A 24,878-nucleotide genomic window follows, 5' to 3' on the forward strand; every position below is an offset into this window, starting at 1 on the left:
CCGTTCAGCGGCTGATCATCACGCTTTTCGGCCGGTACCTTCGAAAGACCTCTCCCTCGCAGAGATCCCCGGAGGTATTCATGCCACGGTCGAAGTCTGTCCGCCTTCTCGCACCCTTGATCGGCGCACTCATGCTGACGAGCGGGGTCGCCGTCGCCGCCCCAGCCGGGGCCGACCCCCAGTTCATCCGGCTGGCCAGCAGAACCTTCGACCCGCTCACCCAGCGGACGGCCGTGAGCCAGGACTGGAAGGGCGCCTACCTGCTCCAGGTCCGGGGCGCGCTGACCGACGTGCAACGCGGGCGATTGCGCGCACTCGGCGTGCGAATCGGGACCTACATTCCCGATTTCGCCTACGTGGTCCGCCTGCAGCCGGAGAACAGGGAATCGGTCACGAAAGTGGATTTCGTCCGCTGGCTCGGCGAATACCGGCCGGACGACAAGGTGGAGATCTCACTGGCCGCGACCGGCAGCTACCTGGTGACGCTGGTGGAATCCGACGCGCGGGACCAGCGCGTGGTCGCCGAGCGAATCCTGCGGCTCGGCGGCGGCATCGAGGCGATCTCGCAGAGCGGGCAGCACATCGTCGCGAAGCTCGGCTCCGGTCAGGTCGCCTCCGTGGCCCAGGGTGCCGAGGTGCTCGCCGTCGGCGCGATCACCGCCCCTGGGACCGACATGGCGAACGCGCGGGAAAGCAGCGGCGCGAACCACATCGAAAGCGTCGGCGGCTATCGAGGCCAGGGCGTGCGCGGCGAGGTGATGGACGGCGGGCTGCGCGCCACCCACCAGGAGTTCAAGGCGCGGCCGACCGTGTTGCACGGCTCGAACTCGAGCGACACGAGCCACGGCACCTCGACGTACGGGCAGATCTTCGCCTCCGGCGTGAGCGCGCCGCAACGCGGTCTGCTGCCCGAAGCCCAGGGCATCTTCGCCACCTACAGCAAACCGGACCGCTATGCCCACACCAAGGAACTGGTCGACCCGGCTGGCAAGTACCGCGCGGTGTTCCAGAGCAACAGCTGGGGCGGCGGGCTGACGACGGCGTACAACTCGGTTTCGGCCGAGCTCGATCGCATCGTCTTCGACCACGACCTGCTGATCTGCCAGTCGCAGAGCAACGCGGGGACCCAGCGGTCGCGGCCGCAGGCCTGGTCGAAGAACGTGCTGTCGGTCGGCGGGCAGTACCACTACAACACGCTCGGCCGCACCGACGACAAGTGGAACGGCGGCGCCAGTATCGGCCCGGCCGCCGACGGGCGGATCAAACCGGAGCTGTCGAACTACTACGACCGGATCGACACGACGTCGTCCGGCAGTGACACCTCGTACACGACGTCGTTCGGCGGTACGAGCGGCGCCACCCCGATCACCTGCGGGAACGCCGGCCTGCTGTTCCAGATGTGGGCCGACGGCGTGTTCGACGGCGCCCCCGGCAAGGGCCGCGACGTCTTCACGAGCCGCCCGCACGCCGCGACCGCGAAGGCACTGCTGATCAACGGCGCCGACCAGTTCGCGTTCAGCGGCACCTCGCACGACCTGACCCGGACGCACCAGGGCTGGGGCACCGCGAACGTGCGGTACCTGCACGAGCAGGCCAAGGCGAACGGGTGGAAACTGCCGGTGCTGGTCAACGAGACGGATCTGCTGAGCACCGGGCAGTCCAAGAAGTACACGGTCGCGGTGAACGGGTCCAAGCAGTTCAAGGCGACGCTGGCCTACACCGACCCGGCTGGCTCGCCGACCGCGTCGGTCACCAGGGTCAACGACCTGACCCTGAAGGTCACCGCGCCGAACGGGACGGTGTACTACGGCAACAACGGGTTGAAGGCAGGCAATTTCTCGACCGAGGGCGGGTCGCCGAACACGATCGACACGGTGGAGAACGTCATCCTCGAGAAGCCGGCCGCGGGTACGTGGACGGTGGAGGTCGTGGCGACGCAGGTGAACGCCGACGGGCACCCGGAGACTTCGGCGACCGATGCGGACTACGCGTTGGTGATTTCTTGACGGTGTGAGGCAGGTCCGTGAAGGGGGCCTTCTGTAGCCCCGGAGGCCGGTAGCCGTCTGACCTGCGCTAACACGGCTACCGGCCTTCGGCGGTACGCAGCGGGTACACAACAGCCGAGAACAGGTCATCCATGAGCGAGCGGGCGCGTTCGTGAGCCTGCTCAAACAGGTGCCCGTACGTCTCGGACGTGGTGACGATCGAAGCGTGCCCCATGTAGTCGCGGACCTGTTCCATGGACGCTCCCCGGTGACCGGGGCCGCCTTCGATGAGCCGGGACGCGTAGTAGTGGCGAAGGTTGTGCATCCCGTAGGCCCCGCCGGACTTCAAGCCGTCCGCCTGGATCGCGGGGTGCCAAACGTCCCGGTTCCACGCGCCCGACGTGAGCAGGCCGCCCTTGGCGTTGGTGAACACGATGTGCCAGTCCTTGTTGCAGCACGTGCAGCGGACGACCGTGGTTCCATGCTTCTCCGCGTGCTGGGCAATGGCGGTCGCGGTGACGTCGGCGAGCGGGACCGTGCGGACCTTGCCGCCCTTGGGCTTGGCTAGGACGAGCTTCCCGCCGACGCGCTTCACCTGGTGGCGGATGGTGATCTCCTTGCGGAAGCGGTTCACGTCCTTTAGGGCGACGGCGAACGCTTCGCCCTGCCGATGCCCGCACGTCGCCGACACGAGCCCGATGGGCCGTTCCCGCTCCGGCATGGCGGCAAGCACGGTGTTGACCCGCTCTTGCTCCCAGATGTTCCGGACACGCCTGTCACGCCGGGGCACCTCCACGTCCCACCCGTCGAAGGGGTGCACGGGCAGGAGCTTGGTAGCGCCCTTGACCGCCGTCCGCAGGAACGACCCAAGTGGACGTAGACAAGCTCAAGGGTGCTGGTCGCGTACCGCTCGCCGTTGGGCTTGGTCTTCTCGCACATGTCCGCCCACCACTCCATGACCCGCGACAGGGTGATGTCACAGACCCGCAGGTGACCGAACGTCGGCAAGATGTGGTTCTTGAACCGGGACGCGACCGTTCGGCGGGTCTGAACGTCGGAGTAGCGCTCTTTGAGCCACTTGGGGACCGCCTCCGAGACCAGGACGCGCCCGGCCGTCGGATCGAACGGCACAAGGCCCTTGAGCAAGTCGTTGTTGACCTTGACGTCGTGGGCCTGCGCGTCGCTCTTCTTGTGAAAGGACATGGTCCGGGCGCCCTTGTTCCGCACGCGCCACCGCTTGCCCCGGCCGTAGTCCGACGTGCGCTTGCGGGTGCCCTTGTGGTGCCACCGGTCCTCAACGCTCATGAGTTCGACCCTCCAGTGCTCAATCTGTCAGATTGTGGGAAATACTCCACACGGCAGACTGTAGCGTATATCCCACATTCGGGGGGTGCGTTACCTTGTGGCCATGCCGAAGACCGCAGAGGATGAGCCCGCCCCGGAGCGGCGTGTGGCGTTCGGACTCCGCCTGCGGCGGCTGCGCACGGAAGCCGACTTAAGCCAAACGGCGGTCGCGTCAGCGGCAGGCCTGGACCGGTCCTACTACGCGCACGTGGAGGCCGGGCGGTACAGCATTTCCATAGATAAAGTCTTTAAAATCGCCGACGCGCTCAAGGTTGACCCGTCACACCTGTTCGTTGACCTGTCGAACTGACACAGGCAACGGCTAACTTTCTATTGACAGTGAGCGATACGCGTCCAATACCCGCGCTCTCCAAAATTGACCCGTTAATGCGCAGAGGTCATTTGTCAAGAATCGGAATACTTTGCACCGCGGCCGACGACGGGTTGAGCAAGTTCGGTGCTCATTTACGGATGCGGGCGTTCCCGACTGTTCCAGCGCGGTCGCGGTGCAGCAGTAGCACGGATGTGCCGAGGAAGCGCCGTTTCTTCACGTCTTCGTAGAATCGCATGATCTTGTCTCGCCAGTATTCGGCGTCATCGTGTGTAGCGCCCATATCCGGGTCATCTGTCCAGACAACGGGGGCGGCGAATGCTTCGCACGATGCGCAGATAGCGACGTCGTCGCGGTGGCGGTCGGCGCACCACATTGCCGAACATTCGTAGCAGCGAAGGTCGATCAGGTCGTCGGAAATAAATCGCCGACGCGAGCGCGGCACCATGCCAGTGTCGGTGAGTTCGATATCCGGCGGGGTAACTGTTCCCCATCGCCAGAACCGCGCGGGCCATTTCACGCGGCCACCTGGACAGCCTGCACGGCGGACTTGTCGGCAGGAATGGTGTCGGTGAACCGCGCGGACACGGCCAGCCGGAAAGGTCCGCTTCGAAGTCACCGGGGACGTTCTCGGCGAGGCGGATATCCGGCGCCTGTCGCACGCCCACGCCCACCATCGTTCCGTCCAAGACCACGGCCGTGCCATCTGTGGCGCCGTGAATGTGCACGATCGGAGGCAGTTCCTCACGCTGATCACGGGTGAGGGTCTCGCGCAGGTGCCGCCGGACGTCACCGGAAACGAGAAGAGTGGTTGCCTCGCCAAGGGTTTCAACACGTGACATCGCGGCGGACAGCTCGGTGAACGTGAGCGCGGCGAGCGTGGCCACTTGCGTCACGGTGCCATTGCCGATCAGGCCCTTGTGAGGCTCATGGGCTCCGGGGATGCCGTTCAGCAACGCGGCATCCATCGCGCGGCCCACATCGTTGAGACATGAGCGTTCGAACGCGGCGAGCACGTCCGGGCCGAAGTCCTGCCGGACGTCTTCAGGGAGTCGCCGTTGAATGCCGACCTTATCCACCCGGCGTGCCTTCATGAGCGCCTTAAGATCCACATCGGCGAGCGGGTACACGCCACCCGCTGGAATGTAGCTCGCTGCCTGCTCTCGACCGACAGGGGGAATCACCGGCACCCGAACATGATTGCTGCGGTCAAAAGATGTCACGGTGACCGCGTTCAGCACCCGCGAATTGTAATCTCGCACCGTAAGCGGTCGCATGGTCGGTGCCCCCACCCCCGACAGCGGCATTTCAGTAATCGCCCGCGCGGGAAGTTCGTCGATACCGCCACGAGAACGCACCTCGAACAAAGCCCGCATAGGATTACCGAACACCACACCATATTTCGAACCATCGACAACCATAGAGGCCGAAATCTCCTTCGAGTCAAGAGCAGCAGCAAGGGCGCGAGCATCGCGCACAGGACGAGCAGGGCGGCCAATCGGTCGCGGACCAGCAATGAAAACGATAGAAGACGACCCGATCACTCCACGCCGAGCCAATTCACGCACATCACGGCCGGTCGAAGTATCAGGCAACTCGAAAGCGAACCGTTCGCCACTGATCACCAGACTCCCACCCGTGGTCCGGGCCATCACCTTCGACACATCACCACCCATGGTGGCCGCGATGTCGCCATAGTTCGCCACCAAATACGGCAAGGAAGCGTCCGTGCCCGTGACGTAGTAGCCATCGTTCACGCGATGGAGCACCAGCGAAGCCCCGCCGGGCGAAAGAACTTCAGACATCAGAACCCCCTTTAACAGGACTCACACAGTGCTTAAATGGCGAGTTCACGCCCTTAACAACGATTCACGACCAGCGGTTTCCCGGAACACGAAGGCGGGACCTGCGGAAACTCACTTCAAAAAACGGATTCGCACTCAGGGCGTGTGCAAAAAGGGGCCGGGGTGTTCTGACCGGCGGCAGGCCGCAGACTTCAGCCCCGCTCTCCCATGTCAGGAAGTTCTACACTTTCAGGGAATCGACAGCGCGTGGCCACACCTGAAGGATCGTCGGACACCGAAAGCCCGCCTAGTCAGGAGCACAACCCCCATGCGTCTTGTCGAGAAGACCGCCCTTGCCACGGTAGTAGCAGCCGCCCTGGTCGGATTCGCCCCTACTGCGACCGCCGCCACCGACCAGACCAGTGCAGAAGGTGCACGCATCCAGCAACTTGGCGGCCTGCCCGTAGTTGGTGACCTGCCCATCGTCGGTGGCCTACTCGGCCCGAACGGTCCGCTCAGCAAGCTCCTCGCCGTCTAAATGTCCGACAGCCTGCCCATAGTCGGCGACCTGACCCGCAACTAGAACGGCCGTGTCGGCCTGAAAATCCTTCGGACGTTCTCGTCCTCCGTCTTAGCCCGGTGGCATCCAGTGCAGAGAACCTGGATGTTGCCGGGCTGATCTTTGCCCCCGTCTCGAAGCGCCTCGACGTGGTCGATCTCGATGGCCCGCGACGGGAAGACGTGGCCGCAGCTTGCGCACCGTGCCCCGCCTGCGCGGTTGACCGCTCGTCGGACTGCCTGCCGGACGCGGTCACCCGCCCTCCGGCGATGGCCACCCCCGCAGCGCTCGCAGTGGGCGCCCCCAGGGACGGCCGTCCGGGGACAGGTCATGCACGCGCGTCGGAACATGAGCACCCCCAGGGCTGTTTGCGGCCTCTACTTACTTCAGTGGCGGTGGGGTGACATCCGACCAGGCGAAACGCCCTTCCTGTGGCGCACGCCATACCAAGAAGTGTCGAAGTGTCGATTGAACCCTTTTTCTGTAATCCCCTTAGAGAGAAGAGAGCTATATAAGACCTAGAAACACCCGTACTTCGACACTTCGACACTCCGCCCCGCGTCTGCCCGCAGCACGGCACGTGCCGCGTGTCGATTCCACCCATGTACCTATAGGTACTACTAACCCTTAGAGAAGAGAGAGATATAGGGTTATATGAACTGACAGGTACATGGGTGGAATCAGCATCATGCGCCGCTGGCCTGCATCAATGCTAGTCGTCGAGGCGCCCGCTACCCCCGCGCTCCAGGTCGTCGTACACCGCGTCAAACCACGTCGCGTGAAGCGTCCCTTGTAAGACTCGGTAGGCGGCCGACTGCGACACACCATGCCGCGCGGCCACCTCGGCCACCGACCCCACAGGGCTAGGCTCGCCTACGTTTACCGCCAGTTCGAACCGGGCCAACTCCACGATGCACGGTTCAGTGAACCGCACCGGCTGGTTGTACATGTCGCGTCGCTCCGGCAGACGACGCCCCTCTGCCTTAACCTCCCGGCGCCACCGCAGGTACTCCAGCGGCCACGTGTGACCCTGCACGGTCCGGTAGATCGTCGTCGTGCTCACTCCATACTCACGGGCGAGCGCACGCAGCGTTTGGCATTCCTCCCAGTATTTGACCAGAATGTCACGGACATCATTCTTGGTAAGCTTCGCGCGAAGCTTACCGCGCCGCCCATTCGCTCTACCCGCCACTGGACTACGGCCCTTGGATCGTCCCGTATCGAACTTCAGAACTACCGCCATGACTCACCCCTCGCGGGGCCACCTCCTGAACACGTCACATCGCGACCGATTCGATCATGACCGGTCACTACCTACTGGTTCAGTGGCGGCAGGGGGACACGGCAGAAAAGGCCCCGCGGCCGGCGAGGGCATATTCGCAGGTCAAGGGTGTAATCGACGCACTCTGAGGTGCTTTGACACCCGGCAGGGGCGTAACCTCAGGCGCGTGGTTCGCACAGAACAGATGCTCGCAAACACGAGAGGCCCCCTCCCCGCGCCGGGAGGGGGCCTCTAGACCCCTGCCAGAGGTTCCCGACAGGGTCTTTCGTGGTTCTGCGGCCGTCTCAGAGCTTCAAGCTCAACCTGTAGGCGGCATAGTCACGGGCCATTTGTGCGCGCTCCGTCGCTCCCGGCTCCGAATCAGTGGCGGCCCAATAGCTCCATAAGCCCGAGATATAGACAGTAAAAGCAGTCAGTGCATCGTCTCCGGCAACAGACAAGGGCGTGGCTTCTCGTGCCCATGATTCGGCGCGTTCTGGATTGTGGCCGGTCCCAATGAGTCGGATAGTCAGGAAGGCCGAGTCTATCCATGGCTGTCCGGCGCCAGGGAAACCCCAGTCGATGACGTGCACCTTGCTGTCGCCGTCAATAATGAATTGGTCTTTGTGGAGGTCGGTGTGAACCAGTCGGTCACCGTGAACCAGTTCTGGTGCCATCTGCTCCCATTTGATCAACTGGTCAACGGGGGTACTCATGGCGGCTACGGTGTCAGGGCTTTCGTCGGCCAATGTTTGCCACGATTCGCCGCCTGACCACCTGTCGCGGAGAGAACGGAACCCGTTTGCGGGCAGTTCCGCTATCCTGCTTACGGTGGCGGCAATCAGGGGAAAGTCGATCGAACTGGGGGCGAGATTGGCAGCTCGACCGGTGACGTGCTCGAAACCAACTACGAACCAATCATCGTTCCCGACCGTGATGTCTTCATGAAACAAGACCTCCGGAGACAAGCCGAGCGCGATATCACCGGCGGTGGCCTCATTCCGTAAGAACCGCATTCGGCGACTGATACCACAGACACCCTTAAGGAAGACCTTTTCGCCGCTAGCAAGGTCAAGGGTCGCGGCTACGTCGGATGTCTGACCATCGGTATTTGCGGTTGCGCTGGCCACTTCTCCAATATGGTCTTGAACTTTCATTCGCACAACGTCGGGAAGATCGTCCCACTCGTAGTTGGTCGACACTCTCAGCCTTCTGTGTTTAGTCGCTACCGTTTGTCCGGATCATTCGTGTCGGTGTTCTCGTTCCCGTCGTTCCCTGACGCACGGCACTTTTCGCCATCATTACATTTTGCACTGGGCGCGGTCCACAGGTCGAGGTCCACCGCGTAACCCGCCTTACGGATAGCGTCGGTAGTGACAACACTCGCTCCGCGACCCCCCTTGTTCTCGTCGCTGTCATTCGGTTCGTGGTCGATGAACCGCCCGGCCGCCCTGTCACAGAATTCGCGGTAGTGGCGCGTGTACAGGATGAACGTGTGCCACCCGATGTCGACCTGCGCGGAAGGCGAAAGCCGTTCGGTCGTGACGGCGCAGGTTCCAAGGAACGCTAGGGCCTGGTCCATGATCGCGGCGGCCTGGCCGTAGTCGATGGAGTGTTCTTCCTGGATCCGGGACACGAGGCGGTTGAATAGGTCTTCGGATACGAGGCCCTGCCCGGTTTTCTCTTCGACTGCGATAGTCATTGCTGACTCCTTTTGGTTGTCGCGTCAAGTTTCTCAGGTGTGTCAAACGGAACGTCAGACTTATCGCCTCACCCCTAGTTTCCAGTCATCCTCCGGCGTCGACTCCGGAACCGCCCCGTACAACGCCGTAAGGAAGTCCCCGCAATACCGATGAAAAATGAGCCACTGTCTGGCCTGGGCGACCGCGTGTTCCATGGCGGTGTGAAGGTCGGTCCACGAATCACCAGTGATGAAAAATAGCTCATCGGATCCGTCTACAAACGTCATTGCCGGGCTTCCACCTTGATACGTTGCGATGGCGCGAACCTTGCACGAGGCGTGTATACCGATCTCGCAGCGGTCCCCAGAGTATTTCACGCCTTCACCTTTCGACGCACACAGAACATCGGGCAGGCTGGAAGACAGCACCGCCGGGTGTGCGGGGGGCGTTTCCTTTCAAGGAGTCCCCGGCGGTGCTGACAGAAGCTCAACCACCGCCGTCGGGAAGGTCTTCGTGGCGGTGATCTTTGCTCCGTTAGGGTGCGACCGATCTTCGGATGGCAACCGTTGCCCGTTCGCTCCCTGTCACCAAGTGTTCAGCAGAGCGGAGTCGGGAACTTGCACACTTTTTGCACAACGACCACCATTGAAGACATGGCAACCGCGCTTGACCCTCCTGGACCGGGTCGGAACGTGGCGACGCTGCGCAAAGCTCGGGACATGACCCAGACCGGTCTAGCTCGCGCGGCGGGGGTGTCGCTCTCCACGGTCAGCAAGATCGAGGTAGGTGACCGGGCGCTAAGTCAGGGCATGGCCGCAGCGTTCGCGAGAGCCCTCGGTGTGACCTTGGCCGAGGTTCTCGGAACCGACACCGTGAAGCCGGACGAGTCAGAGTCGTTGGATGCGTTGCGGGCGACTATCCGGCGGTTTGATCTTCCCGGAGACTCCCTGGTGACCTCGGAATCGCTGCGGCACGGACTGAACGAGCTAATCAAACTTCGCGGGGATGCCAACCTGACCACAGTGTTAGCGCGGCTCCCTCAACTGCTGAGCGATACCACCAACTACGCCCATGCCGCTGGTTCGCCGGAAGCCTGGGCCATGGTCGCAGATTTCTACTCGGCCGTGTACTGGCTAGCCGCCCGTCATCGGTGGATGGATCTCGCAGACCTAGCCGTCCTGAAGCAGAAACTAGCCGCCGAACGAGCTACACCGCTGGTCGCCGCGATTGCTGCGCGTGATGAGGCTGGAGCGTTCCTCAACTCCGGCGACTTCGACGGTGGTCTAGCAGTGGTCGAACGCGCCATCGTGGCTACGGAAAGCACCCTAAACGGCCGTGAGAAGGCGCTAGGACTCGGAATCCTCCACCTTCGAGGGCTGACCCTGACGGGACGTATGGGCAACTCCAGCGAAGCAGAGCGGCACTCAGCCGGAGCGTGGCAAGCATCGGAAGAGTTCCCCGTGGACGTCAACGCCGCCGGGATCACGTTCGGTGCTGCGAACACGGCTACGCACGTCCTCGCTACTGCTGTGGATCTTGAACACCACCGTGAAGCGCTGGACGTTGCCCAACGACTCGAAGGTCAAGATCTCGACCTTCCGGCTACCCGCGTCGGTCCGGTGCACATGAACATTGCTCGGGCAAAGCTCGCTCTCGGGGATCGTGACGGCGCTCTGGCCTCGCTCGCGGACGCGTGGGGCGCAGCACCGCAGATGTCAAAGGTTCACCCGACCAGCCGGGAACTCATGCGCGTACTGATCTCTTTGCACAAGCGAAGCAACCCCGTCCTGACGAAGCTGGCTCGCAAGGCTGGGGTTCACTTCTAGCGTCGTAACACGGAGGCGGACAGCAGAAGGCCCCCACCTGGGCAAAGGTGGGGGCCAACGGCTTGCGTACCGGTACGCACTGGGTGCACAGGAGCACCGATAAGGCTAGGTAGCAACCGGTACTAACAGGATCGGTTTTCGCTGGTCACGCGCCCTTCCTGCGCGTTTGCGCAGTTCAGAAAGCGGCCATTACAGAAGGGCCCCTTCCCTACTCTGAAGGTCAGGGTCCAGGCAAAGCCGAGGTCTGGTAGGTCAGGCGGCTCTTCGTCGCTGTGTGAGGCTGACGATGGAGGAATGGGGACGTTGAGTGTCCCCGTTCCTCCATCGTCGCGGGGTCATACCGGTTGCGGAGCTTGATCAACGGAGGTTCAGGGACCTGCCCCCGGCACACGCTCGACCCCTTCAGGTATTAGCGATGCCAAGCCCGGAGGCCTTCACGAACAGGGCCATCAGGAACGTGAGCAGCGGTTCGTGCTCCGAACTCACCCTCAGTCACCATGGCCCGCGCCCGGATGGCGGACACGTCGGCGCCGATGGCCGAGACGTCAGGTTTCGGTTGGGAGACAGAAGCACGAGAGCTCTGAAAGGCATGTAACGAGGCGACCCGGGGTGCCGACGTCTGGGATACGTGACGCGAGCCTAGGAGCCTTTCGATGACCACCTGCCGACTCTGCGGCTCGGCCCATCTCGCCAGCGTCGTCGACCTCGGAGCGACGCCGCCGTGCGAGCGATTCCTGACCGCGGAGCAGCTCGCGGACCCGGAGCCGACTTACCCCCTGCACCTGCAGGTCTGCACCGAATGCCAGCTCGCCCAGATCCCGCCGCTGATCACCCCGGAAGAGACGTTCACCGAATACGCGTACTTCTCGTCGTATTCCGCCTCCTGGGTCGAACACGCCAAGACGTTCGTCGACGGCGCTGTCGAGCGGCTCGGACTGGATGATTCCTCGTTCGTCGTCGAGGTCGCCAGCAATGACGGCTACCTGCTCAAACACGTTGTGGCACAGCAAATCCGCTGTCTGGGCGTGGAACCTTCGGTGAACGTCGGCCAAGCCGCGCGTGACGCCGGGGTGCCGACGAAGACCGCCTTCCTCGGTCCCGAGAGCGGACGTGAAGTCCGCGAGGAGCACGGTTCCGCCGACCTCGTCGTGGCGAACAACGTTTACGCGCACATTCCGGACATCATCGGCTTCACGCACGGTCTTCGTGCCCTCGTCGCCGACGACGGCTGGGTCAGCATCGAGGTCCAGCACCTGCTGACGCTGATCCAGGAGAACCAGTACGACACGATCTATCACGAGCACTTCCAGTACTACACGGTGGAATCCGCGCGCCGGGCCCTTTCACGGGGCGGTTTGTCCGTTGTGGACGTCGAACTCCTGCCAACCCACGGCGGTTCCATCCGGCTGTGGGCGCGCCCGGACGCCGTCGCGGGCGAGCCGAGCGAGCGGATGACGCGGATCCTCGACGCCGAGAAGGCGGCCGGGCTGCACGAAATGTCCGGCTACACCGAGTTCTCCGAGCGGGTCACCAAGGTCCGGCTCGACCTGAACAAGTTCCTCACCGACGCGGCGCTCGAAGGCAAGACCGTCGTCGGCTACGGCGCTCCCGGCAAGGGCAACACGCTGCTGAACCACTGCGGTATCCGGCCGGACGTGCTGCGGTACACCGTCGACCGCAACCCGTACAAGCACGGCCGGTTCACCCCCGGCACCCGGATCCCCATCCTCCCGCCGGAGCGCATCGAAGCGGACCGGCCCGACTACGTGCTCGTCCTTCCGTGGAACCTCCGGGAGGAACTGACCGCCCAATTGTCCTTTGTCGGTGATTGGGGCGGAAAACTGGTTTTCCCCATCCCGCACCTGGAAATCGTCGAGGTGAAGTCGTGAAGGTAGTCCTCTTCTGCGGCGGCTACGGCATGCGGATGCGCAACGGTGACGCGTCCGATGTGCCAAAGCCGATGGCCATGGTCGGCCCCAGACCCCTGATCTGGCACGTGATGCGCTATTACGCGCATTTCGGCCATACCGAGTTCATTCTCTGCCTCGGCTACGGTGCGCACCACATCAAGGAATTCTTTCTCAATTACCAGGAAACGGACTCCAACGATTTCGTCCTGCGGGGCGGCAAGGCGGAACTGCTGTCGACCGATATCGCGGACTGGTCGATCTCCTTCGTGCAGACCGGTCTCGAATCGGCCATCGGCGAGCGGCTGCGCCGGGTGCGCCCGTACCTCGAGGGTGACGAGATGTTCCTCGCCAACTACGCCGACGTCCTCACCGACGCCCCGCTGCCGGAGATGATCGAGCGGTTCTCGAACACCGACGCCGGCGCGTCGATGATGGTCGTACCGCCGCAATCGTCGTTCCACTGCGTCGAAATGGGCGAGGACGGCCTGATCGGCTCGTTGACCCCGGTCAGCGAGATGCCGCTGTGGGAGAACGGCGGGTACTTCGTGCTGCGCCAGGAGGTCTTCGACCACATCCCCGAGGGCGGCGACCTGGTGGCCGATGGCTGCGGCGAACTCGCCAAGCGGGGCAAGCTGCTCGCGTACCCGTACCGCGGGTTCTGGAAGCCGACCGACACCGTCAAGGAACGCGTCCAGTTGGACGACGCCTACGCGCGCGGAGACCGCCCGTGGGCGCGGTGGGAGCGCGAACCCGCGACGGCGGGCACGGCGTGATCGCTCTCGGTACCGGCGGGATCGAGCGGATCGTCGCGCTCGGCGCGCATTGCGACGACATCGCCATCGGGGCGGGCGGCAGTTTGTTGACCATTTGCGACCAAAACCCGGGCGTCCGGGTCGACGCGCTCGTCCTGTCCGGCGGCGGCACCGAACGGGAGGCCGAGGAGCGGGCCGCGCTCGCGGCCTTCTGCCGAGGAGCCGACGTCAAGGTCACCGTGCTCAAGCTGCCCGACGGCCGGTTCCCCGCGCACTGGGAAGAGGCCAAGAACGGGCTGGAGGAACTGCGCCTCCGCACCGACCCGGACCTCGTCCTCTCGCCGCGCACGGCCGACGCGCATCAGGACCACCGCGGTCTGGCGACGCTGGTGCCGACGGTGTTCCGCACGCATCTCCAGCTGGAGTACGAGATCGCCAAATGGGACGGCGACCTCGGCAAAGCATGCGCGTACGTCCCGCTTTCCCCCGAGCGGGCCGAGGAGAAGGTCCGCCTGCTGCAGGAGCACTACGCCTCGCAGCGGCACCGCCGGTGGTACGACCGGGAAGCTTTCCTCGGCCTCGCCCGCATTCGCGGTATCGAATGCGGGCAGCGCTATGCGGAGGCCTTCGACCTCAAGAAACTCACGCTCGACCTCTCTTCGAAAGGCTGAAAGCCATGCGTGTGCTGCTGACCGGGCACCAGGGTTACCTGGGCACGGTGATGGCCCCGGTGCTGGCCGCCGCCGGCCACGAGGTGATCGGCCTCGACTCCGGTCTCTACGACACCTGCGTGCTGGGCCCCCAGCCCGAAGACCCCGAGGGCTACCAGGTCGACCTTCGTGACGTCACGGCCGAGCACGTGTCCGGCGTGGACGCCGTGATCCACCTCGGCGCGCTGTCCAACGACCCGCTCGGTTCGCTGGCGCCGGAACTGACCTACGACATCAACCACCACGCTTCGGTCAGGCTCGCCAAGCTGGCGAAGGAAGCCGGGGTCAAGCGGTACCTCTACGCCTCGACGTGCTCTGTCTACGGCGCCTCGGGTGGCGACGGCCTGGTCGACGAGGACGCGCCGCTGCGCCCGGTGACGCCGTACGCCGAGTCGAAGGTGCGGGTCGAGGACGACGTCCAGGAACTCGCGGACGACGACTTCAGCCCGGTGTACCTGCGCAACGCCACCGCGTTCGGCTTCTCGCCGCGGCTGCGTGGCGACATCGTGCTCAACAATCTGACCGCGCACGCCCACCTCTCCGGCGAGGTGCTGGTGCTCTCCGACGGCACGCCGTGGCGGCCGTTGGTGCACGCCAAAGACATCGCCCGTGCTTTCACCGCGGCGCTGGGAGCACCGAAGGAAGCCATTCACGGCAAGGCGTTCAACATCGGCACCGAACGCAACAACGTGACCGTCGCCGAGATCGCCGAGGAGGTCGTCGAGGCCGTTCCCGGCTCGACGCTGCGGATCACCGGCGAGGCGGGCGCGGACCCGCGGTCCTACCGGGTGGACTTCTCCCGGTTCCGCGCGGCCATCCCCGGTTTCGACTGCGACTGGTCGGTCAAGGACGGCGCGCTCGAACTGATCGAGGCCTACCGGACCCACGGCCTCACCGAACACGGCTTCCAGCGCCTGTTCACCCGCCTGGCACGGTTGCAGGACCGCACCGCCGCCGGTGAGCTCGACGACACCCTGCGACGTCGCTGATGACTCACCGGGAACTGGAGACGGGCGCCGACCTCGAGAAGCTGGTCGAGCGCCTGTATCCGCTGTGCCGCAGCATCACCGGCGACGGCGTCCGCCGCACGCTGGAGATCGTCGGCGAGCACATCCCGCTGGAGATCCACGAGGTCCCCACCGGCACCCGGGTACTGGACTGGACGGTGCCGCAGGAGTGGAACATCCGCGACGCGTACATCAAGGACGCCTCCGGCCGCCGCGTGGTCGACTTCCAAGAGTCGAACCTGCACGTCGTCGGCTACAGCGTCCCGGTATCGAAAAAGATGCCACTGGCGGAACTGCGCGAACACCTGCACACCGTGGCCGACCGGCCGTCCTGGGTGCCGTACCGGACCAGCTACTACTCGCCGACCTGGGGTTTCTGCCTGTCACAAGACACCCTCGACGCGATGCCGGACGGCGAGTACGAAGTGCACATCGATTCTACTTTGGACGACGGGCACCTCACCTACGCCGAACACGTCGTGCCGGGCGAGGTCACCGACGAGGTGATCATCTCCTGTCACACCTGCCACCCCTCGCTGGCGAACGACAACGTCGCCGGGATCGCGATCGCGGCCGCGTTCGCGCAGGCGCTCGAAAAGCCGCACTACACCTACCGGTTCCTGTTCATGCCGGGCACGATCGGCGCCATCACCTGGCTCGCCCGCAACAACGACCGCGTCGGCCGGATCAAGGCGGGGCTCGTGCTGGCGTGTGCCGGTGACCCGGGATCGCTGACCTACAAGCGAAGCCGCCGGGGCGACGCCGAGATCGACCGCGTCCTCGCCCATGTCCTCGCCGAGCGCGAGCACAAGATCGTGGACTTCTCGCCGTACGGGTACGACGAGCGCCAGTTCTGCTCCCCCGGCTTCAACCTCGGTGTCGGATCGCTGACGAGGACGCCGTACGCGGGTTATCCCGAGTACCACACCTCGGCCGACAACCTCGATTTCGTGTCCGCCGCGGCCATGGAGGAGACCCTCCAGACCCTGCGGGACGTACACGCCGTCCTCGACCGCAACCGCAGCTACGTCAACCTCAGTCCCTACGGCGAGCCGCAACTCGGCAAGCGCGGGCTGTACGACTCGCTCGGCGGGAGGAGCGACGCCAAACAAGCCCAGATGGCCATGCTCTGGGTGCTCAACCTCTCGGACGGCGAGCACAGCCTGCTCGACGTCGCCGAGCGGGCAGGGCTGCCGTTCGATTCCGTCGCCGCCGCCGCAGAGGCGCTGCACGACGCCGGATTGCTCAAGGATTAGAGACCGATGCGATCACTTCTGCGTTCCCAAGCCGTCCGGGCCATGGCCGGACGGCTCAGCTGGGGCTTGGGCGACCAGGCCGTCTCCAGCATCACCAATTTCGCGGTCGGCCTCTACGTCGCGCGTTCGCTCGGCACCACGGCGTTCGGCATGTTCAGCCTCGCCTGGGTCAGCTACGGCGTGGTGCTCAACCTCTCGCGCGGGCTGACGACCGACCCGCTGATGGTGCGGTTCTCCGGTGTGTCCACCGAATCCTGGCGGGCGGCGACGGCACGGGCGACCGGGACGGCGCTCACCGCGGGCGTCGTGGCGGGTGTCGTCAGCGTGACGGCCGGGCTCCTGGTGGGTGACGACATCGGCGGCGCGTTCGTCGCACTCGGGATCGTCATTCCCACCTTGTTGCTGCAGGACGCCTGGCGGTTCACCTTCTTCGCCGCCGGGCACGGGAAAAAGGCGTTCGTCAACGACGTCGTCTGGGGCATCGCGCTGATCCCGGCACTGTTCGTCGCGAACCGGTGGTTCGACACGGTCGTCGCCTTCATCCTGGCGTGGGGCCTCTCCGGAGCGGTCGCCGCCGGGTACGGCTGTCTGCAGGCGGGGGTCCGGCCGGATCCGCGCGGCACGCTCGAGTGGCTCAAACGGCACCGCGACCTCGGCGCCCGATACGTGGTCGAAAACGTCAGCAACGCCGGTTCGACCCAGCTGCGGATGTACGGCCTCGGCGCGATCGCCGGGCTCGCGAGCGTCGGCGCGGTACGCGGCGCCGAACTGCTGCTCGGACCGTTCTTCGCCCTTCTGATGGGACTTTCCCTGGTCACGGTGGCCGAAAGCGCGCGGGTGCTCCAACGGGCCCCGCACCGCCTTCGGAACTTCTGCGCCGTTCTCGGCGCCGGCCAGGCGGCGGCGGCCCTGCTCTGGGGTCTCGCCTTGCTTCTGGTACCCCACGACGCCGGCCGGTTCGTGCTCGGTGACGTCTGGGATCCCGCTTCGGAACTGATCCTCCCGGTGACCATCGGTATCGCCGCTGCGGGGTTCAACACCGGGGCGGCCGCCGGATTGCGTGCGCTCGGCGCTGCGAAAAGGAGCCTTCGCGCCCAGCTGATCAACTCGGCCGGCTACGTCGGTTTCGGGCTCATTGGCGCCTTCTTGGCCGGGGCGTCCGGATCCGCTTGGGGGGTCGCGTTGGCGATCACCAGCGGGTCAGCGGTGTGGTGGCTTCAGCTGCATGCCGCGCTCAAAGAACATCTGACTTCGGAGAAGGAAGAAATGAGGACGTCATGAGCACCGCTCCTCGGCTGAGCATCGGGCTCCCGGTCTACAACGGCGAGGACTACCTCGCCGAATCGCTGGACGCACTCCTCGGCCAAAGCTACGAGAACTTCGAACTGATCATCTCGGACAACGCGTCCGTGGACCGCACCGAAGAGATCGGCCGTGAGTACGCGAAACTGGACTCCCGCGTTCGCTACGTGCGCCAGCCGGTGAACATCGGCTGCGCGCCCAACCACAACTACTGCGTCGACGTCGCCCGCGGCGAGTTGTTCAAGTGGGCCTCGGACGACGACCTCTACGCGCGCGACCTGCTGGAGCGCTGTGTCGAGGCGCTCGACGAGCACCCCGAGTTCGTCCTCTCGCACTCGTGGACGGCGATGATCGACGAGAAGGCCGTCGTCACGCAGGCGCTGGAGTACCCGCTCAACACGGTTTCGCCGCACGCCGCGGAACGCTTCCGCAGCACGCTGTTCGCACCCGGCGGGGACGACGACGGCGCGGTCATCCGCACCGAGGTGCTGCGCCGCGTCGCGCCGCTGGACAGCTACCACCACGCGGACCGCACGATCATCTCGGAACTCGCCCTGCACGGCCGGTTCCACCAGGTGCCCGACTGGCTGTACTTCCGGCGTGACCACCCCGGCCGCTCCGAACACGAGCATCCGACCGTGCGCAGGCGTGCGACCAACCTCGACCCGAAGCGGGCCGACAAGCTGCGTCACCCGATGGTGCGGCTGCTCGGCGAGTACGTCCTGGGTTACGTCAACGCGATCCGCAACGCGCCGATCTCCGGCGCCGAGAAGCGCGAGTGCTTCCGGTACCTGCGGCAATGGATGCTGAACCGGGCGGGAAACCCGGCCATGGGACGGATGCCGGTCCAGGCCGAGGCCGAAACGGGGCCGCGTGAGGTTTCCGTGGTCTCAGTCGTCGCCGGCCAGGAGGGACGAGTCCCTTGACCCCGCCCGTGAGAATCGGGCTGTTCGGTCTCCTCGGATCAGGGAATCTGGGCAACGACGGTTCCTTCGAGGCGGTTCTCGGGTATTTGCGCGCGGAGCATCCCGCTGCCGCGCTCAGCGTGATGTGCGGCGGTCCGGAAATCGTCGCGTCACGCTACGGACTCGAGACGACCGCGTTGAACTGGTACCAGGGTGAGTACCGGACAGCTTCGGGTCCGTTGTCCATCGTCATGAAGGGGTTCGGCAAACTCGTCGACGTCGTCCGCACGGCGACGTGGGTGCGGCGCCAGGACGTCGTGATCGTGCCGGGGATGGGCGTCCTCGAATCCACCCTTCCCCTGCGCCCGTGGGGTTTCCCGTACGCCCTGTTGCTGCTGTCGGCGTCCGGCAGGCTGGTCGGCACCAAGGTCGCGCTGGTGAGCGTCGGCGCCAACGTCAGCACGCACCGGATCACCCGGTCGATCATCGGCCGGGCCGCGTGGCTGGCGGCGTTCCGGTCCTACCGGGACGAGCCGTCACGGGACGCGATGCGCGCGATGGGGGTGGACGTCACGGACGACCGTGTCTACCCCGATCTCGCCTTCGCTCTCTCGGCGCCGTCGGAACCGGTGCTGCCCCGCTCCGTCGGGGTCGGGGTGATGGCCTACCACGGCGGGAACGACGACCGGGCCCGCGCCGGCGAGATCTATGAGTCCTATGTGGACAAAATGACCCGGTTCGTCGCCGGACTGGTCGCCGACGGCCGCCCGGTGCGGTTGTTCATCGGCGATCGAGCCGACCGGCAGGTCGTCGACGAGATCATGACGGAACTGGATTCCCCGTTGGTCACCGCCGCCGACACGTCCACTTTGGACGACGTGCTGCGGGCGATGTCGGCGGTCGAGACCGTCGTCGCCACCCGGTACCACAACGTCCTGTGCGCGCTGAAGCTGGCGAAACCGACGTTGTCCGTCGGGTACGCCCGCAAGAACGACGTCCTCATGGCCGCGTTGGGCCTCGGAGAGTTCTGCCAGCGCGCCAAGGAGATCGATCTCGACAAACTGGTGCGCCAGTTCGCCGAACTCGAGAGCCGCGCGGGCGAACTGACCGAAACCCTGGTGAAACGCGGCGCGGAGCAAGTACGACTGCTGGACGAGCAGTTCTCCGAACTGTCGGCCGCCTTCCTGCCGATGGGAGTCCGATGAAGACGATCCCGGTGCCCGCCATCGCGGGCGCGTACCTGTTCGAGCCGACACCGCACGCCGACGAACGCGGCTTCTTCAGCCGCACGTTCGACGCCGACGTCGTCCGGTCGGCGGGAATCGACCCGAACGGGTTCCTCCAGGACAGTGTTTCCCGGTCTCGAAGAGGAGTGCTGCGCGGGATGCACCTCCGCTCGGGTGCGGGTGAGGCGAAACTGGTCCGGTGTTCGTGGGGCGCCGTCTTCGACGTCGTCGTCGACCTGAGGCCGGATTCGCCGACCTACCTCGGCAAGGAGACGTTCGAACTGTCCGGGGAGACGCAGGTTTCGCTGTACATCCCGGCCGGGTGCGCGCACGGGTTCCAGGCGCTCACCGAGTACGCCGACGTCTCCTACCGGATCGACCGCGCGCATGATCCCGCCGAAGACGTGGCGATCGCCTTCGACGACCCGGAGCTGGCGATCGACTGGCCACTTCCGGCCGCCTTCGTCTCGGAGCGGGACCGCCGGGCCCTCCCGCTCTCCGCGGTACTACAGAACACGAGGTGATTCGAAGTGTCCCGTCAGCTTCCCCAGTCCATGCGGGCCAATGAGCGCCTCCACGCGATGATCCCCGGAGGCGCGCACACCTACGCCAAGGGCGACGACCAGTACCCGGACAACCTGGCACCGGTCATCTCCCACGGGCGCGGCGCGCACGTCTGGGACGTCGACGGGCACGAATACATCGAGTACGGCTCAGGGCTGCGCGCGGTCAGCCTCGGGCACGTGCACCCGCGGGTCAGCGAAGCCGCCCACCGCGAGATCGACCGGGGCGCCAACTTCGCCCGTCCGTCCATTATGGAGGAACGGGCGGCGGAGAAGTTCCTCGAGACCGTACCCACCGCGGAAATGGTCAAGTTCGCCAAGAACGGCTCCGACGCCACCACGGCCGCGGTCAAGCTCGCCAGGGCGGCCACCGGCAGGCCGCTGGTGGCGATCTGCCACGACCACGCCTTCTTCTCCATCGACGACTGGTTCATCGGCACCACGCCGATGTCGTCGGGTATCCCCGGCGAGATCACCGACCTGACCATGTCGTTCCCCTACGGCGACCTGCCCGCGACGGAACAGGTGCTGCGGGAACACGAAGGCCGGATCGCCTGCCTGGTCCTGGAGGCGTCCACCCAGCTCGAACCGCCGCCCGGCTACCTCGCCGGCCTGCGGGAACTCGCCGACCGGTACGGCTGCGTACTGATCTTCGACGAGATGATCACCGGTTTCCGCTGGTCCGAGGCCGGAGCGCAAGGGCTCTACGGTGTCACGCCGGACCTCTCGACGTTCGGCAAGGCGCTCGGGAACGGGTTCGCCGTCTCGGCGCTGGCAGGCAAACGCGAACTGATGGAACTCGGTGGCCTCCGTACCGCCGGGGAGCGGGTCTTCCTGCTGTCCACCACGCACGGCGCCGAGACGCATTCGCTGGCCGCCGCGATCGCGGTCATGGAGACCTACACCGAAGAAGGTATCGCCGCGCGGCTGCACGCGCTCGGCGACCGGCTCGCCGCCGGGGTCCGCGAAGTCGCGGCCTCGGCGGGGGTCGAGGAACACGTCGTCGTGCGTGGCCGGGCGAGCAACCTCGTCTTCGGCACGCTCGACGCGGAAAAAAAACCGTCACAGGACTACCGAACGTTGTTCCTGCGGCAACTGGTCACGGGTGGCATCCTCGGACCGTCGTTCGTGGTCAGCAGCGCATTGTCCGAAGAAGACATCAACCGGACTGTCGAAGTGGTCTCGCAGGCCTGCCTCGTGTATCGCAAAGCACTCGACGCGGATGATCCGGCGCCGTGGCTGGGTGGCCGTCCGGTGAAGCCGGTGTTTCGGAGAAGGGTATGAGTTCAGGGATCGCCTATCGCTCGGCCGGCTCACGCGCGCTCTGCGTCGCACTGTCGGTACTACTGCTCCAGGTCGCCGTTGAATCCACAGCGGTGGCGACTCCAGAGCCGACCCGAGGGGTGTGCGGCACGACCGTCGGCGTCCCTTCCGCACCGGAAGGCGCCCAGGTCGTCGAACCGGGTATCGATCTGACCGACAAGACCCGGTTCAGCCCGCCGGGGAGCACGTTCTGGCTCGCGCCCGGCACGCACATCCTGAGTTCCGACCAGTTCGGGCAGGTGATGCCCAAGGACGGCAACGTCTACCTCGGCGCGCCCGGTGCCGTACTGGACGGACGCGGGCTCAACCGCGCGGCCTTCACCACCTCGGCCAAGGACGTGGTGATCCGCGGGCTGACCATCCGCGGTTTCGTCGCCGAACGTGATCAGGGCGTGGTCAACCACGACTCCGGCGAACGCTGGGTCATCGAAGGCAACATCATCGAGGACAACAGCGGCGCCGGGATGATGACCGGGACCGGCCAGCGGGTGATCGGGAACTGCCTGCGCAACAACGGGCAGTACGGCATCAACGCCTACCGTTTCGGCGGCGGGCTGGCCGATCTGGTGATCGAGGGCAACGAGATCGCCGGGAACAACACCGACGACTGGGAAAGGAAGGTCCCTGGCTGCGGATGCAGCGGCGGTGCGAAGTTCTGGGCCGTCAACGGGGCTGACATCGTCGGCAACTGGGTCCACGGCAACCACGGTGTCGGGCTCTGGGCCGACACGAACAACAACGATTTCCTCATCGAGGACAACCTGATCGAGGACAACGCGTCCGAAGGGCTGTTCTACGAGATCTCCTACAACCTGGACCTGATCGGGAACACGTTCCGGCGCAACGCGCTGATACAGGGCCGGAGCAAGGCCGCAAAGGGCGACAACTTCCCGGTCGCCGCGGTGTACCTCAGCGAATCGGGTGGAGAACCGAGGCTGCCCGCCCGGACCAGTAAGATCGACATCCGGGGAAACATGTTCTCCGACAACTGGTCGGGGATCACGCTGTGGGAGAACGCCGACCGATTCTGCAACAGCCCGGCCAACACCTCCACGCTCTCGTGCACGGCGCTGATCTCACCGACGTCCTCCTGCTCCGATCCGGGCATCGCCACCGAGCCGCTGTACAGCGACTGCCGATGGAAGACCCAGCGCGTTTCGGTGCACGAGAACACGTTCGAGTTCGATTCGTCGATGGAAGGCTGCCTCGGCCTCTGCGGACGAATGGCGGTGCTCTCGAACTACGGGACCTTCCCGGCCTGGTCGCCGTACCGGGCCGCCGTGATCTCGGACGCGATCACCTTCCGGCAGGAGAACCGGTGGCACGACAACAAGTACTACGGACCTTGGACGTTCGTCGCCCATGACATGTCGCGGCGGCTGACCGCGGCGCAGTGGCAGGCCGCGCCCTATCTGCAGGACACCTGCAGCGGGTTCGGGGAGATGGAGACGTGCTGAAGGTTCACCTGTAAGTGTCCGTCTGGGACCGTCCATAGTGGCTTACCGTTTCAGGCATGCCCGCGTTCCTGGTCACTTTGCTGCTGCTCGCGACAGGAGTCATCACGGCTCTACCGGCTGAGGTCTCTCCTGTCGCGGTCTGCGACGCGGGACCGGTGAGCCCTTCGAAACCCGACGGCGCCGTGGTCGTCGAACCAGGGACCGACCTTTCCACGAAGACGCGCGAGCTCCCGGCCGGCACGACGTTCTGGCTGGCCGGGGGCGAGCACACCCTGAGCCCGGACGAGTTCGGCCTGATCATCCCGAAGGACGGCAACGCCTATCTCGGCGCTCCCGGCGCTGTTTTGGACGGTGGCGGTGTCAACCGCTACGCGTTCACCCAGCAGGCGCGCGATGTCGTCCTCCGTGGCCTCACGATCCGCGGTTTCGCGGCGCCGCGGGATGAGGGCGTGGTAAACCACGACTCCGGTGAGCACTGGCTCATCGAAGGCAACACCATCGAGGACAACCGGGGCGCCGCCATGATGGCGGGTCCGCGCCAGGAGATCCGGCGGAACTGCCTGCGGAACAACGGGCAGTACGGCATCAACGCCTACCGCGCCGGCGACGGCATCACCGGACTGGTCGTCGAGGGCAACGAGATCGCCGGGAACAACACCGACGACTGGGAAAAGAAGAACCCCGGCTGCGGCTGCAGCGGCGGCGCGAAATTCTGGGCCGTGAACGGCGCCGACATCCGCGGCAACTGGGTCCACCACAACCACGGCGCGGGCCTGTGGGCGGATACGAACAACAACGACTTCGTCATCGAGGACAACCTGATCGAGGACAACGAGGCGGAGGCGTTGTTCTACGAGATCTCCTACAACCTCGTGGTCCGAGGGAACACCTTCCGGCGGAACACCCTTGTGCAGGGTCGCGCTTTCGCCGCGCGTGGTGACAATTTCCCGGTCGGGACGATCTACCTTTCCGAGTCCGGGGGTGAGCCGCGTATTCGTGCCCGGACTTCCTCGGTGGAGATCGTCGACAACGTCTTCGAGGACAACTGGGCCGGAATCACCCTGTGGGAGAACGCGGACCGTTTCTGCAACAGCCCGGCGAACACATCGTCTGGCTCATGTACTCGTTTGGTCCCTTCGGTCTCGTCCTGTTCGGCGCCGGGGATCGCGTCGCCGCCGCTGTACGACGACTGCCGGTGGAAGACGCAGCGGGTTTCCGTTCACGGCAACAAGTTCTCGATCGGCTCGGCGTGCACGGGGTTGTGCGGGCGGATGGCTGTATTGGCGAATTACGGGACCTATCCGGAGTGGTCGCCTTATCGCGGTTCTTCCGTTTCGGACGCGGTCACCTTTCGGCAGGAGAACCGGTGGTACGACAACGCCTATTCGGGGGATTGGCGTTTTGTCGTTCATGACACTTCGCGGACCTTGGGCGTTTCGGGGTGGCAGGGGGCTCCTTACTCGCAGGATGCTTGTAGTTCTTTTGGGGACGGTGGGTGCTGAGGTCGTGACCGGACCTTTCGGTACAACCGTGGTTCATGTTCAACGGAAGTTCGGGCACGAGCGGGGAGGCCACGTGACGATGTAGGAATTGGGACGTTGAGTGTCCCAATTCCTACATCGTCACGGACATGATCTCGTGACTGGGACTTTCATGCACGTAAGGCAGGTATTGTCGGTGGCCGGTCGCATAGTG

Annotated in this window: 22 protein-coding genes and 1 pseudogene; 16 read left to right on the forward strand and 7 right to left on the reverse strand. The window is 65.1% G+C overall.

What is annotated here, in order from left to right; translation table 11 throughout:
* The first annotated feature begins 80 nt into the window (after positions 1-80).
* A complete protein-coding gene (locus ACM6LR_RS03075; RefSeq protein ID WP_414943107.1) occupies positions 81-2,006 on the forward strand; it encodes a S8 family serine peptidase in 1,926 nt (641 codons plus the stop codon).
* Positions 2,007-2,082: 76 nt separating this feature from the next.
* Here the strand turns inward: ACM6LR_RS03075 and ACM6LR_RS03080 are convergent, their stop codons facing one another.
* A complete protein-coding gene (locus tag ACM6LR_RS03080) occupies positions 2,083-2,805 on the reverse strand; it encodes a tyrosine-type recombinase/integrase (RefSeq protein ID WP_414943108.1) in 723 nt (240 codons plus the stop codon).
* Positions 2,806-2,942: 137 nt separating this feature from the next.
* A pseudogene (locus ACM6LR_RS03085) lies at positions 2,943-3,290 on the reverse strand (hypothetical protein); the annotation flags it as partial.
* A 103-nt stretch (positions 3,291-3,393) separates the two neighbouring features.
* Here ACM6LR_RS03085 and ACM6LR_RS03090 point away from each other — a divergent pair.
* The gene (locus ACM6LR_RS03090) at positions 3,394-3,639 is read left to right on the forward strand and encodes a helix-turn-helix domain-containing protein (protein WP_414943109.1); all 246 of its coding nucleotides are present in this window, start codon (positions 3,394-3,396) and stop codon (positions 3,637-3,639) included.
* A gap of 311 nt (positions 3,640-3,950) precedes the next feature.
* Here ACM6LR_RS03090 and ACM6LR_RS03095 read toward each other — a convergent pair whose 3' ends face one another.
* Positions 3,951-5,465 carry a hypothetical protein gene (locus ACM6LR_RS03095; protein ID WP_414943110.1) on the reverse strand — a complete coding sequence of 505 codons (1,515 nt, stop codon included), beginning with the start codon at positions 5,463-5,465 and terminating at the stop codon, positions 3,951-3,953.
* A gap of 307 nt (positions 5,466-5,772) precedes the next feature.
* Between ACM6LR_RS03095 and ACM6LR_RS03100 the strand changes: the two genes are divergently transcribed.
* Positions 5,773-5,982 (forward strand): hypothetical protein, encoded by a 210-nt coding sequence (locus ACM6LR_RS03100; RefSeq protein ID WP_414943111.1) that lies wholly within the window; start codon positions 5,773-5,775, stop codon positions 5,980-5,982.
* Positions 5,983-6,023: 41 nt separating this feature from the next.
* Here ACM6LR_RS03100 and ACM6LR_RS03105 read toward each other — a convergent pair whose 3' ends face one another.
* From ACM6LR_RS03105 to ACM6LR_RS03120, 4 genes are all read right to left on the reverse strand, one after another.
* Positions 6,024-6,353, reverse strand: coding sequence for an HNH endonuclease (locus ACM6LR_RS03105; protein ID WP_414943112.1), 330 nt, complete (start codon positions 6,351-6,353; stop codon positions 6,024-6,026).
* A 362-nt stretch (positions 6,354-6,715) separates the two neighbouring features.
* A complete protein-coding gene (locus ACM6LR_RS03110) occupies positions 6,716-7,246 on the reverse strand; it encodes a hypothetical protein (RefSeq protein WP_414943113.1) in 531 nt (176 codons plus the stop codon).
* 323 nt (positions 7,247-7,569) lie between these two features.
* Positions 7,570-8,466 carry a phosphotransferase gene (locus tag ACM6LR_RS03115; RefSeq protein ID WP_414943114.1) on the reverse strand — a complete coding sequence of 299 codons (897 nt, stop codon included), beginning with the start codon at positions 8,464-8,466 and terminating at the stop codon, positions 7,570-7,572.
* 23 nt (positions 8,467-8,489) lie between these two features.
* Positions 8,490-8,966, reverse strand: coding sequence for a glycine-rich domain-containing protein (locus ACM6LR_RS03120; protein ID WP_414943115.1), 477 nt, complete (start codon positions 8,964-8,966; stop codon positions 8,490-8,492).
* A gap of 633 nt (positions 8,967-9,599) precedes the next feature.
* Here ACM6LR_RS03120 and ACM6LR_RS03125 point away from each other — a divergent pair.
* The 13 genes from ACM6LR_RS03125 (at position 9,600) to ACM6LR_RS03185 (ending at position 24,685) form a co-directional block, all read left to right on the forward strand.
* Complete coding sequence (locus ACM6LR_RS03125) at positions 9,600-10,772, forward strand: helix-turn-helix domain-containing protein (RefSeq protein WP_414943116.1); 1,173 nt, start codon at positions 9,600-9,602, stop codon at positions 10,770-10,772.
* A 653-nt stretch (positions 10,773-11,425) separates the two neighbouring features.
* A complete protein-coding gene (locus tag ACM6LR_RS03130) occupies positions 11,426-12,661 on the forward strand; it encodes a class I SAM-dependent methyltransferase (protein ID WP_414935999.1) in 1,236 nt (411 codons plus the stop codon).
* Positions 12,658-13,455, forward strand: a complete 798-nt coding sequence (locus ACM6LR_RS03135; RefSeq protein WP_414943117.1) for a glucose-1-phosphate cytidylyltransferase — start codon at positions 12,658-12,660, stop codon at positions 13,453-13,455. The genes ACM6LR_RS03130 and ACM6LR_RS03135 overlap by 4 nt, the downstream gene beginning before the upstream one ends.
* Positions 13,452-14,105: a PIG-L deacetylase family protein gene (locus tag ACM6LR_RS03140; protein ID WP_414937068.1), complete on the forward strand. Its 654-nt coding sequence runs from the start codon at positions 13,452-13,454 to the stop codon at positions 14,103-14,105. The genes ACM6LR_RS03135 and ACM6LR_RS03140 overlap by 4 nt, the downstream gene beginning before the upstream one ends.
* Before the next feature lie 5 nt (positions 14,106-14,110).
* Positions 14,111-15,133: an NAD-dependent epimerase/dehydratase family protein gene (locus ACM6LR_RS03145; protein WP_414936001.1), complete on the forward strand. Its 1,023-nt coding sequence runs from the start codon at positions 14,111-14,113 to the stop codon at positions 15,131-15,133.
* A complete protein-coding gene (locus ACM6LR_RS03150; RefSeq protein ID WP_414936002.1) occupies positions 15,133-16,407 on the forward strand; it encodes a DUF4910 domain-containing protein in 1,275 nt (424 codons plus the stop codon). Before ACM6LR_RS03145 ends, ACM6LR_RS03150 begins: the two co-directional genes overlap by 1 nt.
* A gap of 6 nt (positions 16,408-16,413) precedes the next feature.
* Positions 16,414-17,688: a hypothetical protein gene (locus ACM6LR_RS03155; RefSeq protein ID WP_414936003.1), complete on the forward strand. Its 1,275-nt coding sequence runs from the start codon at positions 16,414-16,416 to the stop codon at positions 17,686-17,688.
* Positions 17,685-18,635, forward strand: a complete 951-nt coding sequence (locus tag ACM6LR_RS03160) for a glycosyltransferase family 2 protein (protein ID WP_414936004.1) — start codon at positions 17,685-17,687, stop codon at positions 18,633-18,635. Before ACM6LR_RS03155 ends, ACM6LR_RS03160 begins: the two co-directional genes overlap by 4 nt.
* Positions 18,632-19,819: a polysaccharide pyruvyl transferase family protein gene (locus tag ACM6LR_RS03165; RefSeq protein WP_414943118.1), complete on the forward strand. Its 1,188-nt coding sequence runs from the start codon at positions 18,632-18,634 to the stop codon at positions 19,817-19,819. Before ACM6LR_RS03160 ends, ACM6LR_RS03165 begins: the two co-directional genes overlap by 4 nt.
* Positions 19,816-20,364 (forward strand): dTDP-4-dehydrorhamnose 3,5-epimerase family protein, encoded by a 549-nt coding sequence (locus ACM6LR_RS03170; RefSeq protein ID WP_414936006.1) that lies wholly within the window; start codon positions 19,816-19,818, stop codon positions 20,362-20,364. The genes ACM6LR_RS03165 and ACM6LR_RS03170 overlap by 4 nt, the downstream gene beginning before the upstream one ends.
* Positions 20,365-20,370: 6 nt before the next feature.
* Positions 20,371-21,687: a glutamate-1-semialdehyde 2,1-aminomutase gene (locus ACM6LR_RS03175; protein ID WP_414943119.1), complete on the forward strand. Its 1,317-nt coding sequence runs from the start codon at positions 20,371-20,373 to the stop codon at positions 21,685-21,687.
* A complete protein-coding gene (locus ACM6LR_RS03180) occupies positions 21,684-23,183 on the forward strand; it encodes a right-handed parallel beta-helix repeat-containing protein (RefSeq protein WP_414943120.1) in 1,500 nt (499 codons plus the stop codon). Before ACM6LR_RS03175 ends, ACM6LR_RS03180 begins: the two co-directional genes overlap by 4 nt.
* A 56-nt stretch (positions 23,184-23,239) precedes the next feature.
* Positions 23,240-24,685, forward strand: a complete 1,446-nt coding sequence (locus ACM6LR_RS03185) for a right-handed parallel beta-helix repeat-containing protein (RefSeq protein WP_414943121.1) — start codon at positions 23,240-23,242, stop codon at positions 24,683-24,685.
* The last annotated feature ends 193 nt before the right edge of the window (positions 24,686-24,878 follow it).

This window comes from Amycolatopsis sp. cmx-11-32, from assembly GCF_047608695.1.
Classification (GTDB): Bacteria; Actinomycetota; Actinomycetes; order Mycobacteriales; family Pseudonocardiaceae; genus Amycolatopsis.